At 60.9% G+C, this 13,885-nt stretch carries 13 protein-coding genes and 2 pseudogenes; 2 read left to right on the forward strand and 13 right to left on the reverse strand.

Annotated elements, in window-relative coordinates; all coding sequences use genetic code 11:
* Window positions 1-32 precede the first annotated feature (32 nt).
* Window positions 33-1,307 (reverse strand): MFS transporter, encoded by a 1,275-nt coding sequence (locus CCA01S_RS00225; protein WP_066452597.1) that lies wholly within the window; start codon window positions 1,305-1,307, stop codon window positions 33-35.
* A 233-nt stretch (window positions 1,308-1,540) separates the two neighbouring features.
* Here CCA01S_RS00225 and CCA01S_RS00230 point away from each other — a divergent pair, with 233 nt between their 5' ends.
* The gene (locus CCA01S_RS00230; protein WP_066452599.1) at window positions 1,541-2,230 is read left to right on the forward strand and encodes an aspartate/glutamate racemase family protein; all 690 of its coding nucleotides are present in this window, start codon (window positions 1,541-1,543) and stop codon (window positions 2,228-2,230) included.
* Between the two features lie 15 nt (window positions 2,231-2,245).
* Window positions 2,246-2,929 carry a DNA-3-methyladenine glycosylase I gene (locus tag CCA01S_RS00235; RefSeq protein WP_066452601.1) on the forward strand — a complete coding sequence of 228 codons (684 nt, stop codon included), beginning with the start codon at window positions 2,246-2,248 and terminating at the stop codon, window positions 2,927-2,929.
* A gap of 42 nt (window positions 2,930-2,971) precedes the next feature.
* On the opposite strand, the gene CCA01S_RS00240 is transcribed toward CCA01S_RS00235, so the two are convergent.
* The 12 genes and pseudogenes from CCA01S_RS00240 to CCA01S_RS15800 form a co-directional block, all read right to left on the reverse strand.
* Window positions 2,972-3,874, reverse strand: a complete 903-nt coding sequence (locus CCA01S_RS00240) for a DMT family transporter (protein ID WP_066452603.1) — start codon at window positions 3,872-3,874, stop codon at window positions 2,972-2,974.
* Between the two features lie 179 nt (window positions 3,875-4,053).
* The gene (locus CCA01S_RS00245) at window positions 4,054-4,242 is read right to left on the reverse strand and encodes a hypothetical protein (RefSeq protein ID WP_066452604.1); all 189 of its coding nucleotides are present in this window, start codon (window positions 4,240-4,242) and stop codon (window positions 4,054-4,056) included.
* Window positions 4,239-4,820, reverse strand: coding sequence for an ATPase (locus tag CCA01S_RS00250; protein WP_232304921.1), 582 nt, complete (start codon window positions 4,818-4,820; stop codon window positions 4,239-4,241). Before CCA01S_RS00250 ends, CCA01S_RS00245 begins: the two co-directional genes overlap by 4 nt.
* The gene (locus CCA01S_RS00255) at window positions 4,817-7,429 is read right to left on the reverse strand and encodes a DEAD/DEAH box helicase (protein WP_066452606.1); all 2,613 of its coding nucleotides are present in this window, start codon (window positions 7,427-7,429) and stop codon (window positions 4,817-4,819) included. Before CCA01S_RS00255 ends, CCA01S_RS00250 begins: the two co-directional genes overlap by 4 nt.
* A 4-nt stretch (window positions 7,430-7,433) precedes the next feature.
* Window positions 7,434-9,233, reverse strand: a complete 1,800-nt coding sequence (locus CCA01S_RS00260) for a site-specific DNA-methyltransferase (RefSeq protein WP_066452608.1) — start codon at window positions 9,231-9,233, stop codon at window positions 7,434-7,436.
* A 55-nt stretch (window positions 9,234-9,288) separates the two neighbouring features.
* Window positions 9,289-9,777 carry a GNAT family N-acetyltransferase gene (locus CCA01S_RS00265; protein WP_066452609.1) on the reverse strand — a complete coding sequence of 163 codons (489 nt, stop codon included), beginning with the start codon at window positions 9,775-9,777 and terminating at the stop codon, window positions 9,289-9,291.
* Between the two features lie 3 nt (window positions 9,778-9,780).
* On the reverse strand, window positions 9,781-10,053 hold the full coding sequence (locus tag CCA01S_RS00270) for a type II toxin-antitoxin system TacA family antitoxin (protein ID WP_066452612.1): 273 nt from the start codon (window positions 10,051-10,053) through the stop codon (window positions 9,781-9,783).
* A 553-nt stretch (window positions 10,054-10,606) separates the two neighbouring features.
* A complete protein-coding gene (locus CCA01S_RS00275) occupies window positions 10,607-11,482 on the reverse strand; it encodes a nucleotidyl transferase AbiEii/AbiGii toxin family protein (RefSeq protein ID WP_066452613.1) in 876 nt (291 codons plus the stop codon).
* Complete coding sequence (locus CCA01S_RS00280; RefSeq protein ID WP_066452615.1) at window positions 11,479-12,297, reverse strand: type IV toxin-antitoxin system AbiEi family antitoxin domain-containing protein; 819 nt, start codon at window positions 12,295-12,297, stop codon at window positions 11,479-11,481. The genes CCA01S_RS00275 and CCA01S_RS00280 overlap by 4 nt, the downstream gene beginning before the upstream one ends.
* A 121-nt stretch (window positions 12,298-12,418) precedes the next feature.
* A complete protein-coding gene (locus CCA01S_RS00285; protein WP_066452617.1) occupies window positions 12,419-12,658 on the reverse strand; it encodes a DUF2274 domain-containing protein in 240 nt (79 codons plus the stop codon).
* Window positions 12,655-13,038, reverse strand: a pseudogene (locus CCA01S_RS00290) (TraB/TrbI/VirB10 family type IV secretion system protein); the annotation flags it as partial. The pseudogene CCA01S_RS00290 and the gene CCA01S_RS00285, both read right to left, overlap by 4 nt.
* Window positions 13,036-13,299: pseudogene (locus tag CCA01S_RS15800) on the reverse strand (DUF932 domain-containing protein); the annotation flags it as partial. The pseudogenes CCA01S_RS00290 and CCA01S_RS15800, both read right to left, overlap by 3 nt.
* Window positions 13,300-13,885 lie beyond the last annotated feature (586 nt).

Consider the following 13,885-nt stretch of genomic DNA (forward strand, 5'->3'; position numbering starts at 1 on the left):
GTCACCAGCGGCGCGGCAAGGGGTATTATACTTCAGCCAGCGGCAGCTTTTTCACGTTGCCCGGATGGCCGCGCACGTTGTTCGGGCGGCCGCACGTCAGGCAGCAGCACGGCCAGCAGACCCAGCAGCGGCAAAAACGCGCACAGCTGATAGACGAACACGATGCCGAAGCGATCAGCAATCAGGCCCAGTACGGCGGCGCCCAGGCCACCCAGACCGAAGCTGAAGCCATAGAACAGCCCCGAGACCATGCCGATACGGTGCGTCATCATGTCTTGCGCATAGACGATGATGGCGGGAAAGGCCGACGCCAGCACCAGCCCGATGATGGCGCTGAGCACGACCGTCGTACCCAGACCGACGTAGGGCAAGGCCAGGGTAAAGGGCGCGCAGCCCAGGATCGAAAACCAGATGACGCGCTTGCGGCCGATGCGATCTCCCAGTGGCCCGCCCAGCAGGGTGCCCACGGCAACCGCGATGAGGAACACCCCCAGCAGATTGGCCGCCGCGTGCGCCGTCAGGCCGAAGCGGTGCATGAGGAAAAATTCGTAATAGCTGGAGATGCTGGCCAGGTAAAAGAATTTTGAAAACATCAGGACAAACAGAATGCCGACCGTGTGGCGCACGACCCACGGCGGAAAGCGGCGCACGGCTTCGCCATGCATCGGCTTGGGCTTGCGCAGATACAAGTGCCCGCTATACCAGTGGCTGACCATGAACAGGATGATGACAGCGATCAGGGCGGCAATGCCGAACCAGGCCAGGTTGGCGCGGCCCGCCAGGCCGTAGCGCAGCACGACGGCGGCAGCCAGCAAAGGGCCCAGGGCCTGCCCCAGGTTGCCGCCGATTTGAAACAGCGATTGCGCCAGGCCATAGCGCCCGCCAGACGCCGCGCGGGCCGTCTGCGACGATTGCGGGTGAAACACGGACGAGCCACAGCCGATCAAGGCAACCGACAGCAGCAGCACGGCGTAGTCGGGCGCCACCGACATGAGCAGCACGCCGGTCAGGGTGAAACACATGCCGATTGGCGTGGCGTACGGCAGCGGATAGCGGTCAGTCACCATGCCCACCAGCGGCTGCAGCAGGGATGCCGTCAGCTGGAAGGTAAGCGTGATCAGGCCGATCTGGATGAAGTTGAGGTGAAACTGCCCTTGCAGCAGCGGATAGACCGTCACGATCAAAGACTGCATCATGTCGTTCATCAGGTGCGCCGTGCTGACGCCAGCCAGCACGCCGTAGTAGGTTTGCCGCTTGCCGCCATCGCCACGCGCCGCTGGCGCACTACTCGCGGCAGAGACCGGCATGGGAGCCCCTGCGTTTTGTGTGACTGTATCCATGGTGCTATTGTCGCACCATCGACCAACCTGCTGCGCACGAAACATCAGGCCAATAGGGTCGCTTTTTTCTGCGGAAAGACCCGTGGAAAATGACCTTCGCCAGGGGCCACCAGCCGCACCCGCTGACAGGACGCCACGGCGCCCCGCGGCATCTGGCGCGGCAGCGGGCGAGCACCACTCGATCAGGAAGCATTCACAGCATGAAGATCATCGGCATTCTGGGCGGCATGTCCGCCGCATCAACCCAGATCTACTACCGCCAGATCTGCCATCTGGCCAGGGAACGCCTGGGCGGCCTGCACTCACCGGAACTGCTCATCCGCTCACTCGACTTCGCCCGGATCGAGGCCCTGCAGGTGGCGGGCGCCTGGGATCAGGCGGGCGACATCCTGAACCGCGAGGCCCGGGCGCTCGAGCGCGGCGGGGCCGACTTTCTCGTGTTGGCGACCAACACCATGCACAAGCTCGCCGCGCCGATGATGGCGGGGGTCGGCATTCCGCTGCTGCACATCGCCGATGCCACCGCCGCAGCCATCTCGCAGCGCGGCCTGCGCGCGCCCGGCCTGATGGCTACCGCCTTCACGATGGAACAATCTTTTTACACGGATCGGCTGCGCGCCGCCGGACTGGCGCCCCTCATCCCCGACGCCGCCGACCGGGCGACGACGCACCGCATCATCTACGATGAACTGTGTTGCGACATCACCACTCCGGCCAGTGAAGCGGCGTACATCGCCATCGCGCAACGCCTCGTCGAGCGCGGCGCAGATTCCCTCATCCTGGGCTGCACGGAGGTAGGCATGCTGCTCGACCAGGGCAAAGTCAGCGTGCCGGTCTTCGACACCACGCTGATTCACTGCGACGCAGCCATCGCCCAGGCCCTGGCCTGACACTGGAAACACACCATGAACCTGAGTTACGCCTGGCTATACGACACGGTGCGCGCACGCTTTGATTCCGACGCGGCCCTGGAGGCCTTGCTGCCCCAGGCGCTCGGGCCGGACGAACTGGCCCGCAAGGGCGACGACAGGTATCTGTCGGCCATGGCGCAGCGGGTTTTTCAGGCCGGCATGCAGCACACCGTGGTGGACGCCAAATGGCCGACGTTCGAAACCGTGTTCGCGGGCTTCGCGCCAGAGGCCATGGCCCGGCTGAGCGAAACCGACATCGAACACTACATGCACGACACGCGCATCATCCGCGACCGCGCCAAACTGCGCACCCTCCCCCTGAACGCCCGGTTCATCTTGGACGTTTGCCAGGAACAGGGCGACAGCTTTGGCACCTTCATCGCCCGCTGGCCGGTGAGCGACACCATCGGCCTGTGGCGCCTGCTCGCCCAGCGTGGCGCGCGCCTGGGCGGACGTTCGGCGGCGGGCTTTCTGCGCCTGGCAGGCAAGGACACCTTTTTGCTGACCAGCGACGTGGTGGCCCGCCTGATCGCGGCGGGCATCATCACCCGCGAGCCTGGCAGTCAGCGCGACCTGCGGGCCGTGCAGGACGCGTTCAATGCCTTGCAGGCGGAATCCGGCAGGCCTTTGTGCCAGTTGTCGGCCCTGTGCGCCCTGAGCATCCATCCGGCGTTTTAGGTCTCGCACCGCGAGCCTCCTGTGCCTCGCGGTGCGCGCCCCTCAGGCACTGGATGCCGGGGAGCGCTTACGCGCACGCCACGCGGGCCGCAGCTCGCTGACGAGCACACCCGCCACGATCAAGGCGCCGCCCAGCAAGGCGAGCGCCGGCAGCCGGTCGCCCGCCAGACGCCCCACCACCCCGCCCCAGACCGGCTCGCCCGCGTAAATGACCGTGGCGCGCGTGGGCGACACCGACTTCTGCGCCCAGTTCATCGTCAGCTGAATCACCGCGCTGGCGGCCCCCAGCCCCAGCGCACCGCCCAGCCACACCCAGGAGAAGGCGGGGACAGACTCGCCCGCGACGGGCATCAGCAACAGCGACAGCCCCCCCGCCACCAGTAGCTGCACGACGGTGACCCGGCGGCTGTCCACCGACGTGGCAAAGTGGCTGATAAGGATGATTTCGACGGCGATGGCCAGCGTGCTGACGATGGTGGCGATCTCACCGGCGCTCAGGGAGACGCCCCCCGCTTGTGGCCCCGCCAGCAGGATCAGGCCGGTGAACGCGCAGGCGATCCCGATCCAGCTCATGAGGTGCGGCGGACGTCTCAGCACGGCCCACTGCAGCAGGGGCACCAGCGGCACGTACAGCGCGGTGATGAATGCCGACTGGCTGCTGCTGATCGTCTGCAGGCCGTAGGTCTGCAGCGCGTAACCCGCGAAAATGGCCGCGCCGATGGCGGCCCCCGCCCCGGCCTCGTGGCGTGTCAACCCCCGCAGGCAGCGGCGAAACAGCAGCGCCATCAGCGAGCCCGCCACGAGGAAACGCACGCCGACGAAAAACAGCGGGCCGGCATGCCGCATGGCAAGGTGGATGACGAGAAACGTCCCGCCCCAGACCATGGTGATGGCGATGAGGGCCAGTTCTTGGCGGGACAGGAAGAAAGCGCGGTCGGCGGTCATGTTTTTGGACGAGGAGGATCCCGCGGGTGCGGCCTCGCCAGTGTACCGGCTTCGGCGAAAGGCGCGACGGGCGTCCATCCTGCGGCGCGCGTCGATGAAGTGGTCAATCTGGTCGTCTACAGCGCCTCGCCGCTCGCCTGGCCGTGCCCGACAGTGCCGGACGCTGCCAGAACATCCGTTCAGTGCCGCTCGGTGTCGCTACGGGTCGGTTCCTTCGCCTTAGGCGGATTCGGCCCGATGTAGACCGACTTGCCGTCCTTCCACACCACGGCGTACTGACCCAAGCGCCGCTTGCGATCCAGTGCCTTGGCCACGGAACGGCGCAGGCTTTCCAGAAGTTTTTGGTCGTCCTCACGATACCCAATCATAGACCCGCCTCGTTACGTAAATGCCGGTACACGGCCATATCTGAGATCTCAATGTCGTTTTGGTGCTGGAAAAACACAGCACTTGGGGAGTCACCACTGTTCAAGTAGCAGCGAGCCCGGCTCACCCTTCCCGAGTACAGGGTGAACAAATTCCGCAAGCTGCGCGCAAACCGGCGGTCAATGGCCTCAGGGGGGATATTATGCCCTCCGTGCTCAACCCGTTCAGCAACACGATCGTGTGAAAGCTGTACATGAAGCAGAGCCAAATAGACCAACTCTACCCGCCACCCGTCTTGCATCAGACGATCCACCAGTCGCAGATAACCACGCCCGGACAAGGTTGTCTCAAAGGCGAAGTCCTGGCGGGCACGTTCGCACCGGGCAATTTCCGCCAGATACAGCCTTGACGCCGCCAATTGTTCACGCTCGGGGTTCAAAGGGGACAATCCGGCAGCAATCAGGTCGGCATTGATGAACGCCTGGCACTGGGCCACAGCGGGCAGGTAATCCAGCGCAAAGGTCGTCTTTCCAGCGCCGTTGGGGCCTGCAATGATCCAGCAGGTGGGCGTCATCGTCATGCAAGCTCTCCTGTCAGGTAGGCAGGCAGCTTGGCCTGCCATTCGCTCATCAGAATCAGCGTGCCTTCCACTGTGGTATCTGGGCTCACCAGTTCCAAGTCACCCACAGGCGAGACACGATCCCACTGGAAGTTGCTCGACAGAAAATCCAGCAAATCACGCTTGTAGGCAGTATCCAGATTTCCACTCAGCTGGTCTCCCTTGGTTTCCAGCGCCACGATGCGCTGGGCGCTGCCGTCCTGCCGCACAGCGAAGATGAAGTCTGGATAGACCTTGGCGCGTTTCCATCCCTGCAGGCCGTACTGCTGCCGGGCCACATTCCGGTGCCACCAGGATAGCGTCTCGGCGGCATCCAGATAAACCGCCACGTCACGCTCGTCCTGATTCAGTTCTGCCTCGTACACGGGCGCGAACAAGCTTTGTCGCAGCGCGCCGCCGTCCTGGCCCAGCAGCTGACGGGCATCCTCCGGCTCTATCGTAGCCATGGTGCCGGGCATCTTCCAATTGCGCCCATCCAGGCGTAGCCGAAACTGGATGCGGCCTTGCGCCACCTCATTCTTGAACACCGTTTCGGCCAGCATCGTTCGCGCCGCATCCAGGCCTTTGCGCAGTTCTTCTGCAATCAGACTGGCCAGCTTGCCCAGTTTGGTGCTGTCAAAACCTCGTTCACGCAAACGCGCAATCGCTTTGGCAACGATCTCGCGGGCCACAAACGGATTGGGCACCAAATCAGACACCAGCCGCACTACATAGGCTGGATCAAACGCCAAAGATTCCTGATTACTGGCCACCGGGCTATTGGTCAGCAGTTCATCACCATCGTCGGCCAGTTGAATACGCTGCAACTGGCTCTCAGCCGCCTGGGCGTTGTCGGGGATGCGATTCGCAATGTCCGTCGGGTCGAAACCCCGCCAGTCGATTGCGGCCAACACGTCGGTTTCATAGTCCAGTTCCCGAATGTCCTTGCCGACCACCCGCAGGACCTTGGGCAAGTAAATCTCGGTCTTGGCAAATGCAGGACGGCGCTGAACAGGTCGAGCCGTCAGCCCGCCACCTTGCGTATCCGGCTGTGGGACCTGCAGCACGAGGTCGCCCAAACCATCTCGCTCCAAGCCCGTTTTGATGGCCTCTACCACGTCCTTGGTCGCGGCATGGTGGGTGATCACATAACACTCGTCCAGCGTGTCAACGCCTGTTTTCAAGGCGTAAGGCTGGCGCAGAATACGGCCTACCAGCTGCGTCATGGCCTTCTGGTTGGAACTTGCGGCCAGACTGCACAGCACATAGGCAAAGGGACAATCCCAGCCCTCCTGCAGCGCCTGCTTGGTAATGATGATGCGCACGCGATTCGTGGGCGAGAGCAAATTCTGGTTTTCGGGGGCGGCCAGATCATTTTGTTCCGCCGTTTTGATGGCCACCTCGGCCTCGTCGAAGCCCGCCGTGATCAGCCACTCCTTGACATCGTCAGCGTGAATATGATGGCTTTCACGCTGGTCGCGCCCGGTACGCTCTACTTGCACCAGCATGATTGGGCGGATATAGCGCCCGGTATCGGCTCGCAGCCGGTCGGCGTCCCTTGCCACGCTATTCAGGCGAGCCAACGCGGCATTCAGCGTGGCCCGCCAGTCCGTACCCTGTCTGGGATCGAGGTTGAGCGGCATCTTGATCATGCCCTCGCGATCCAGCTCGCGGCCCGTCACTTCCACCAGGATGTTGGCATAACGCTCTGGACGGGGGTTCCTGCCCCCGCGCGGCTGCACGTCCTGCGGGGTGGCCGACAGCTCCAGCACAAAGCTGGGGTTAAAGCCATACAGCGTCTTAAAGGCCAGATCGGAAATCGCCTTGTGGCCCTCATCCAGCACCACAATGGGACGAACCAGCCGCAACGCATTGCCCAGCGAATCCTTCACCATCGCAAACATACCCTGGTAGGCATCCAGATTGGGTGTGGCGGCAATGGCGGCTTGATGGGCCTGTTGCTCACCTTCCGGCGGAAAGAAGCCATGCACATCGCCCCGATCCTGAAACATCTTCAGCGATTCTTTGTTCTGCCGGTTGGAGGATTGCAGCATCAGCAGCATCACGCACAGATGGCTTTGCACATCTCGGGCATCCAAGCGGTCGGCCTTTTCCATGATGATGACCCGATCTGCGCCCGCCGCTGCGCGATCCAGGGCCTGCCGATACGGATGCTGTCGATCCTTCAAATGCTTCAGGGTCTGGGTATAGATGGCCTCGCTGGGGACGATCCACAACACAAAACCTGCATTGCTGCGCAAATACTGACCCAGGATGCGGGACACCCCAGCCACGGCCAGCCAGGTCTTGCCCCCGCCGGTGGGCACCTTCAACACAACGTTTGGGACGGGTCTGTCGCAGCCATCGGTGCGGCGCGAAAATGGGATGGCTACCCGGGACGCAGGCAATCGGCCCTGAGCCTGCAGTGCATGCCATGCTTCCTTGGCAAAGTCGGGCACAGGAATGGCGATATTCTCACGCAGGGCCAACGCAGCCAGGTGGTCTGCCGTCCCCTTCTTCTCGTTCAAAGCATCCAGATAAGCATCTAACGTGCTCAATACCCGGTCTTGATAATCCAGCTGACGGAACATGGACTCAGCTCCGGTCGATGCGATATAGCGCAAACGGCAGCGGCACAAATTCCACCGGCAGGTTCTGTTCGGCCAGCATCTTCTGACTGACATAACGCGCCGGGGCAAACACCAAATGACGTTTTTCTGGATCAGACGCCGCAAAAATCTGCGCGCGCGACAGCGTCAGAGCCGCATCCGGCGACTTCAGCCATTCCAGGTCGGGCTTGTAGATCAACCAGACGTGCCGGCTTTCCGTGCTTCCCAGGTAGAAATCGGCCTCGCGGATTGCCGCCGAGTCCAGGACTTGGCTGGTGGCCATATTGAACAGCACGGCTCCCAGGCTGCCATAGGCGGGCAAGTCCTGGCCTGTCAGGATTTTGTCGAGTTCAATCGGCTCGCCCAGTGTGCAGTAGGTGAAACTGCCACCCAGGCCTTCTGCCCTGCTTTCAACCGATTTTTCGCCCGTGACGATGAGTTCGCCGTCTTTGACTTCTTTTTTGATGCGGTCAAATTCGTGGCCTTGCAGGTTTTCAATGCCTTCGATTTGGTGCAACAGCTTTTCGGATGATTTGAGAGTCGAAAACGTCAGGCGTTCACGAAGGAGTTCGGTCTTTTGGGTGCCATGGAAGCCATAACCGTTGATGACGCGGCGAACGCGTTCGGCTGTCAAGCGATCAGCGTAGTCTTCCATTTCGACCAAGATGAAGCGGCGGTTACCGCCATCGCTTCTATTAGCCTTCAACACCGCCTGAGCAGTAGTACCAGAACCAGCGCACGAGTCTAGAATAATACTGTCTGACTTCGTTGCTATGTGTATGATTCTATCAAGTAACTTAGTCGGCTTTGGAGTATCAAAATCAATTTCCGCGCCAAGAATCGCATATATCTCCTTCTTTGCCTCATCCGTATGGCCCACTTCATCACTTGGCCACCATGTCCAAGGAACAAGACCTTCTACCTCACTCAGATATCTGATCACATTTGGTTGAGAATTTCCATCCTTACCAAAATAAATACGACCTTGCCTTTTTAATTCTAAAAATGTCTTTTCAGAAACTCCCCAACACCGCCCAGGAGATGGGGTAAACACAGTGCCACTTGGTGCCTTTATTTCATAAAATTGGTCAGGAGTAGCATGCCCAGCCTGAGCGGTCATCGGAATCGGTCTCCAAGGTCCCATGGGGTCATTATTAGGATTGCGATAAACCCGCCCTTGTTCCTCGTTCATCGGAACTTTATTTCTTCTATTTTTGAAATCTGAGGGGTAATTTGCATAAACTAAAATATAGTCATGAACATCCCCTATCGCTTCTCGGTTTTCCCTTGAGTATCGTTTCTGCCAAACGCAGCAAGCAATAAAATTTTCCTCACCAAATATCTCACCAATAAGCGCCTTAGCCCTATGGATTTCATCCTCGCCAATTGTCATCCAAAACGATCCAGTCTCACTCAACAACTCACGCAATAAGCGCAACCTCGGCCACATCATGGCGCACCACTTGTCATGCCGCAACCCATCCTCAATACCAATTGGATTGCTGTCTAACCACTCCCTAATCATGGGGGCGTTAACATTATCGTTGTAGCACCAGTCTTCGTTACCAGTGTTGTAAGGCGGATCAATAAAAATGCAATCTACCTTCCCGGCGTAATACGGCAGCAGCGCTTTGAGCGCATGCAGGTTGTCGCCCTGGATAATCAGGTTGCCATCCAACGATGCCGAGCCTATTCCCTTCTCCGGGTGCGGCACCAGAGGCCGGAACGGCACGGCCAAGTGGTGGTTGTAGACGAATTCTTTCCCTTTGAAGCTGAGCGCCGTCATGATCAGCGTTCTCCCTTTTTAGATGACGGCACACACAAGTGCCTGAATGACAGCATCAGCCCGATACCGGCAAATAGAGCGTCAGCACAGCACTGGCCGTACGCCGAAAGCTGAAACTCTCGTAAAACGCGGCCACCTTCGCATCCTTTGCATCCACAATCAGCACCCGCACACCCATGGTTTGCCGCACAGCCACGGCAAGATTCACCGCGTGGCCCAGTAGCAGTTGGCCGTACCCCTTACCCTGCCGCGCCTGAGACACGGCCAAGCGCCCTACCCGTATGGCGGGCACGGGATACGCCGGTAGTCGCCCGCCATCCGGCTCAAGCATCTCGTGCAGGTGGAGCTGCGCCGCTGACAGGGAGCAATAGCCGAGAATGCGCGCAGGGGCGGTATCGTCCACCAGGACATGCGTCGTGGCGATACCATCGCGCTGATGCTGTCCCGCCCGGCGGCGTAGGTAGTCATCCAGGGCTGCGACGCCACAGGAAAACCCGGCGCGGTCATGTTGATGCCCATCCAGGACAGCAAAGCTTAGCGCCATGAATCAACGCTGTGCCACAGAGGCGGCAGCGTCCATTGCTTCCTTCAGGCGCGCATTAGGCTGAAATGGAGCATCCAATGCCGCCAGGAAGCGACGTGACTCCGCAGCGGACAAAGTGACGACCGTATCGGCTGCAATAGCCGCATCGGCTTCGCGCAAGACAGCATCGCGAACGAAAGACGACACAGGTAGACCGCGCAAGGCGGCGGCCTTAGTGATCCGTTCTTTGTCACGCGGCTCAAGACGCAGATCCAGGCGGGCGGCGGCGGTCGTCATGATTTACCTCCAATCTGTACGCTATTGTACCGTACAAATTTACTACCTACCAAGATGGACTTGACGCCGAAAACCGACGATCGGTGGGCTTACTAGCTTCTCACCGGCCGTCAGGGTTATACGCAGCTTCATCGATAGCTTGTCTTTCTTTCGATGATGGCGCCCTACCCCGACACAGCTTCGCAGCTGGTGATCTGCACCTGAACGGCATGAGGCTGTGATGTTCACGGATGATGCCGACAAACTGCCGGAGCGGGTGGGCCGGTTGGGGATCAAGGGGCTGGCGCATGACCTGCTGCCCGTGACAAATAATGAACTGGCACCAAATCGCGCGGGTTTACGCGGCATCGGCTTATCATCAATCAGACGTCCATCATACCGAACATGCGACCGCCCTGCCGCAAGCTGTCGACAGTTTGAGATTGCCGATCCAATCGTAGTCAGACTACGACGAAGAAAATTATTCAAATATCTCGGGTATAGCTTTCAACGCTCGCCCGCCTCCGCAACAGAGTGGAATCCGGTCACCCTACCCCGCCTCGCTTCCTCGTCGTCACCCAAGTCCTTGTAGAAACTTCGGATGGCTTCGTCCACGCAATTCGGCGACCACCTTGTCGGTCAATTTCCACGGATCGCCCCTGAGCCGGGATACCAGTTTGACCCAAACGCGCTCGAAAGCGCGCAACGCATCGGAGTCGTCGAACCGCACTCCAGCCGACAGCAAAGGCGCGATGTCTTCCGTCAGGCTGCGCGTGAGTTTCTGCAACATGCGCTGCTCGGCTTCCGCACGCGTGATCGCCGTGTCTTCGAGAGCAAGGTAGTGATCGAAGCAAGCCACCAGCTTGTCCACGTTCATGTCCAACTGCTCCAACCCTTGGGCCAAGTCGAACAGGTCACGGTTCTTGCGCCGCTGCAGTAGTGCGCGCAGCTTGGTGCCGAACAGTTCTTCCGGCTCGAAAGATGCGATCTGCGTCCGCCCCCGATACCAGTCGTTCTCCACCGAGAAGGGATACTGGCGGATACCGAACAGGCTTTCATGCTCGCGGGTGTTGATCTCGACCTTGAGCTTCAACGCCGATTGCGGATCGGCCTCGGGGGCGAACCGGAACACCAGGTGCATTGAGTGCCCAGCCTGATTCCGATTGAATCCTCCAAGCCAGGTCAGCGCATCGCGGATCGCATCGACGGTCGTGCCGATCGGTTCCGGTTGTGTCTGTACCAAGTCAATGTCTTCGGAGTAGCGCAGCGGTCGTTGAAACAGCAGCTTGTTGATTGCCGTGCCGCCGCGGAACGCGATCTTGCCACGCAACGCCGGTGCGTTGAATAGGTCGCACAACGCGCGGCTGATGATCAGATCCTGTTCGACCTGGCGGAAGTCGGGCCACGGTGCCGTGGCGCTCCAGGCTTGAAGGAAGGCTTGGGGAATCAAAAATCCACCTCCACTTGCTCATTGATAACGAGCAGCCAATCGGGCGCTTTCTCATGCAGGTCGGACAGCCCTTCCACCAGCGGTTTGACTGACGGATCCAGCAGCACCATCGCCTTGGCTTTCCCGGCGAACGGCCGCAGCGCATCGGCCTGCTGCAAGTGCCCTGCCCGCTCCAACAGATAGCCCAGGCGTCGCACCGAGGAGTTTTCGTAGTGGGCCGCGATCGAGGCGAGCACGTCTGCGCTCGCTTGCCCGCCCAAGTCCCGAGCGATCTGCGCAAGGCCATTGATGCCCGCCGCCTTGTGGAAGTAACGCGCGCAGTCCAGCAGCGTCAGTTCCAGGCCCGCAACTTTCGCAAAGCCGGCCTCGCTCTTGATCGAACCCAACCAGTCGGGGCAATTGGCCTCATGGAATGCGGAGGGGCTTTGATAGACGAACTCCACGCGCTGACGACCGACCTCGAACCCGCGTACTTGCCTGGGCACGATGACCTGGAACACCATAGCCGCCTGATGCGATGAACCGTGGAAGGCGGCCGCGCGCAGCAAGGCAACGCGGTAGTCCAGTTTCAGGCTCCGCATCAACGGGTCGATCCAGCGCACCGGATCGGGGGCGCCGAAGGTCCGGTCCTCAGGGCGCAGGATCAGGTAGAAGCCTCGTCGGGGATTGGCCAGACGCCCTTTCTTGACCTGCCGCAGCAAGGCGACGCTCAACGGGTGCAACGTCAAGCCGAGCGCAGCCTGCGCCTCCTCCCGCGTGAAGTAGGCGCGTCCGCGAGCCAGATGTTCATCGATGTACTGGTCGATCGTCGCCATTCCCAAGTCATATGCGATAGTTGACAATTTTTGTATATTAACGCATATGATCTGGGAAGCAATTGGATAGCGCCATCCTCCTGTCGGGGCCGCCGCCGCTTCATCCCCGGCCTTCCGACCGCTATCCAGCAATCTTCGCACCCCCACTGCGGCTCCTGAACCCCCGGCCCCCCGCCATAAAGGCCTCCAGCACGAGCGGAATCAACGTCACGGCATCGACTGTCTCGCCGTAGGTCTGGGCATGCAGCGCCGCGTAGCGGTCCAGGTCGGCCTTGAGCCGCGCCGGACACGCAAAGGCCAGCTTGACGGTCTGCGTATCGGGCAGCGGCCCTAGCCGCAATCTTTTCGGTGGTGCGCTCATGGCATCGGCCCTCGCTGGATGAAGAGCAGCTGGTACGGCCGCAGCACCAGATCCTTGTTCACCATGACGTTGACTTGGAAGCCGGGTCGCACGGTCAGCGTCGGCTGGATGCTCAGGTTTCGGCGCGTGATCTCCTGGCCGATCTGATTGATGGTGTCCTGGGCGCTGTCACGCAAAGCGATGACGGTGTTGCCGTTGGCCTGATTCTGATTGGAGACGGCCAGTTCGGCGTTGGCCCCCAGCAGCGTGGACAGCGCCGCACCCGCCAGGATGCGGCTCCAATGCCAGTCCACGCCATCCCCCAGGCCGGCATAGCCGGCCGGGTCGATGCCGGGCAGCTTGTCCAGTGCGATCGACGAGGTGTCGGGCAGCACCAGGCGCAGCCGGATCATGTGCTTGGTGTATTCGCGCCGGTCGTCGGCCCGTACACGGGTCTGGCACACCATGAAAGGCTCGAAGCCTTCGCCACGTAGTTCCTGCAACACGGTTGCGGTGGGGATGTAGCTGTAGCGCTGCGAGCGGCTTTCGTGCGGGGCCTCCGCGAAAATGGATGGGGCCACCCTGCTCATTTGGTCGTCGGACAGCAAGTATGCGCTGCGCAGTGCCGGGGAATGGGAAGCGAAACGGGATGCGAGTTGCATGGTCTTTCTCCTGACGAAAAGAGGTTTGCTGTTCACCACACACTGGATTCCAAGATTCGGAGCCCGCCTTTCGGCTGTTTGGTGCGGTCGGCACGAGGAACCCGGTTGGCCCTGTTGCCACCGTCTTTCCTGAGTTCATCGCCCGCGACGGTCAGGAGCGCGCGGACGGGGGCCGTCAAGGAGGCAAGCGCGGGGTGAGTGCGGCCGACAGGCGCAGCCGAGGACAACGTAGCCGTCGGTTTATCCGGTACGCCGAGCCGCGAGGCAAGGCGGAATCTGCCAGCACGAAGGCGGAGAGGCGCCAGGGACGGATGGGTACGACCAACACATGTGAACGTCCGCCAACGCGTCGTAAGCGTCTATCGAGCCAAACGTGCCGACAGGCTCGAACCAAAAAGGTACGCGGCAAGGCATGGTCTTCGTTCTCTGGACCATCATGGACAGGAATGCCGCCGGCGCACAGGACGGGTCCGCACCATCCAGAAATTCATGCGGAACAGGGTAAGCCCATCACGCTGCCGGCAACGGCAGGCGAACCGCAAGGGACGCTATTGGCGTGGTGGGTAAAGGAATGCGGAGAAAGCGA

Origin of the sequence: Castellaniella caeni NBRC 101664 (assembly GCF_001592225.1) — a bacterium.
Lineage (GTDB): Bacteria > Pseudomonadota > Gammaproteobacteria > Burkholderiales > Burkholderiaceae_B > Castellaniella > Castellaniella caeni.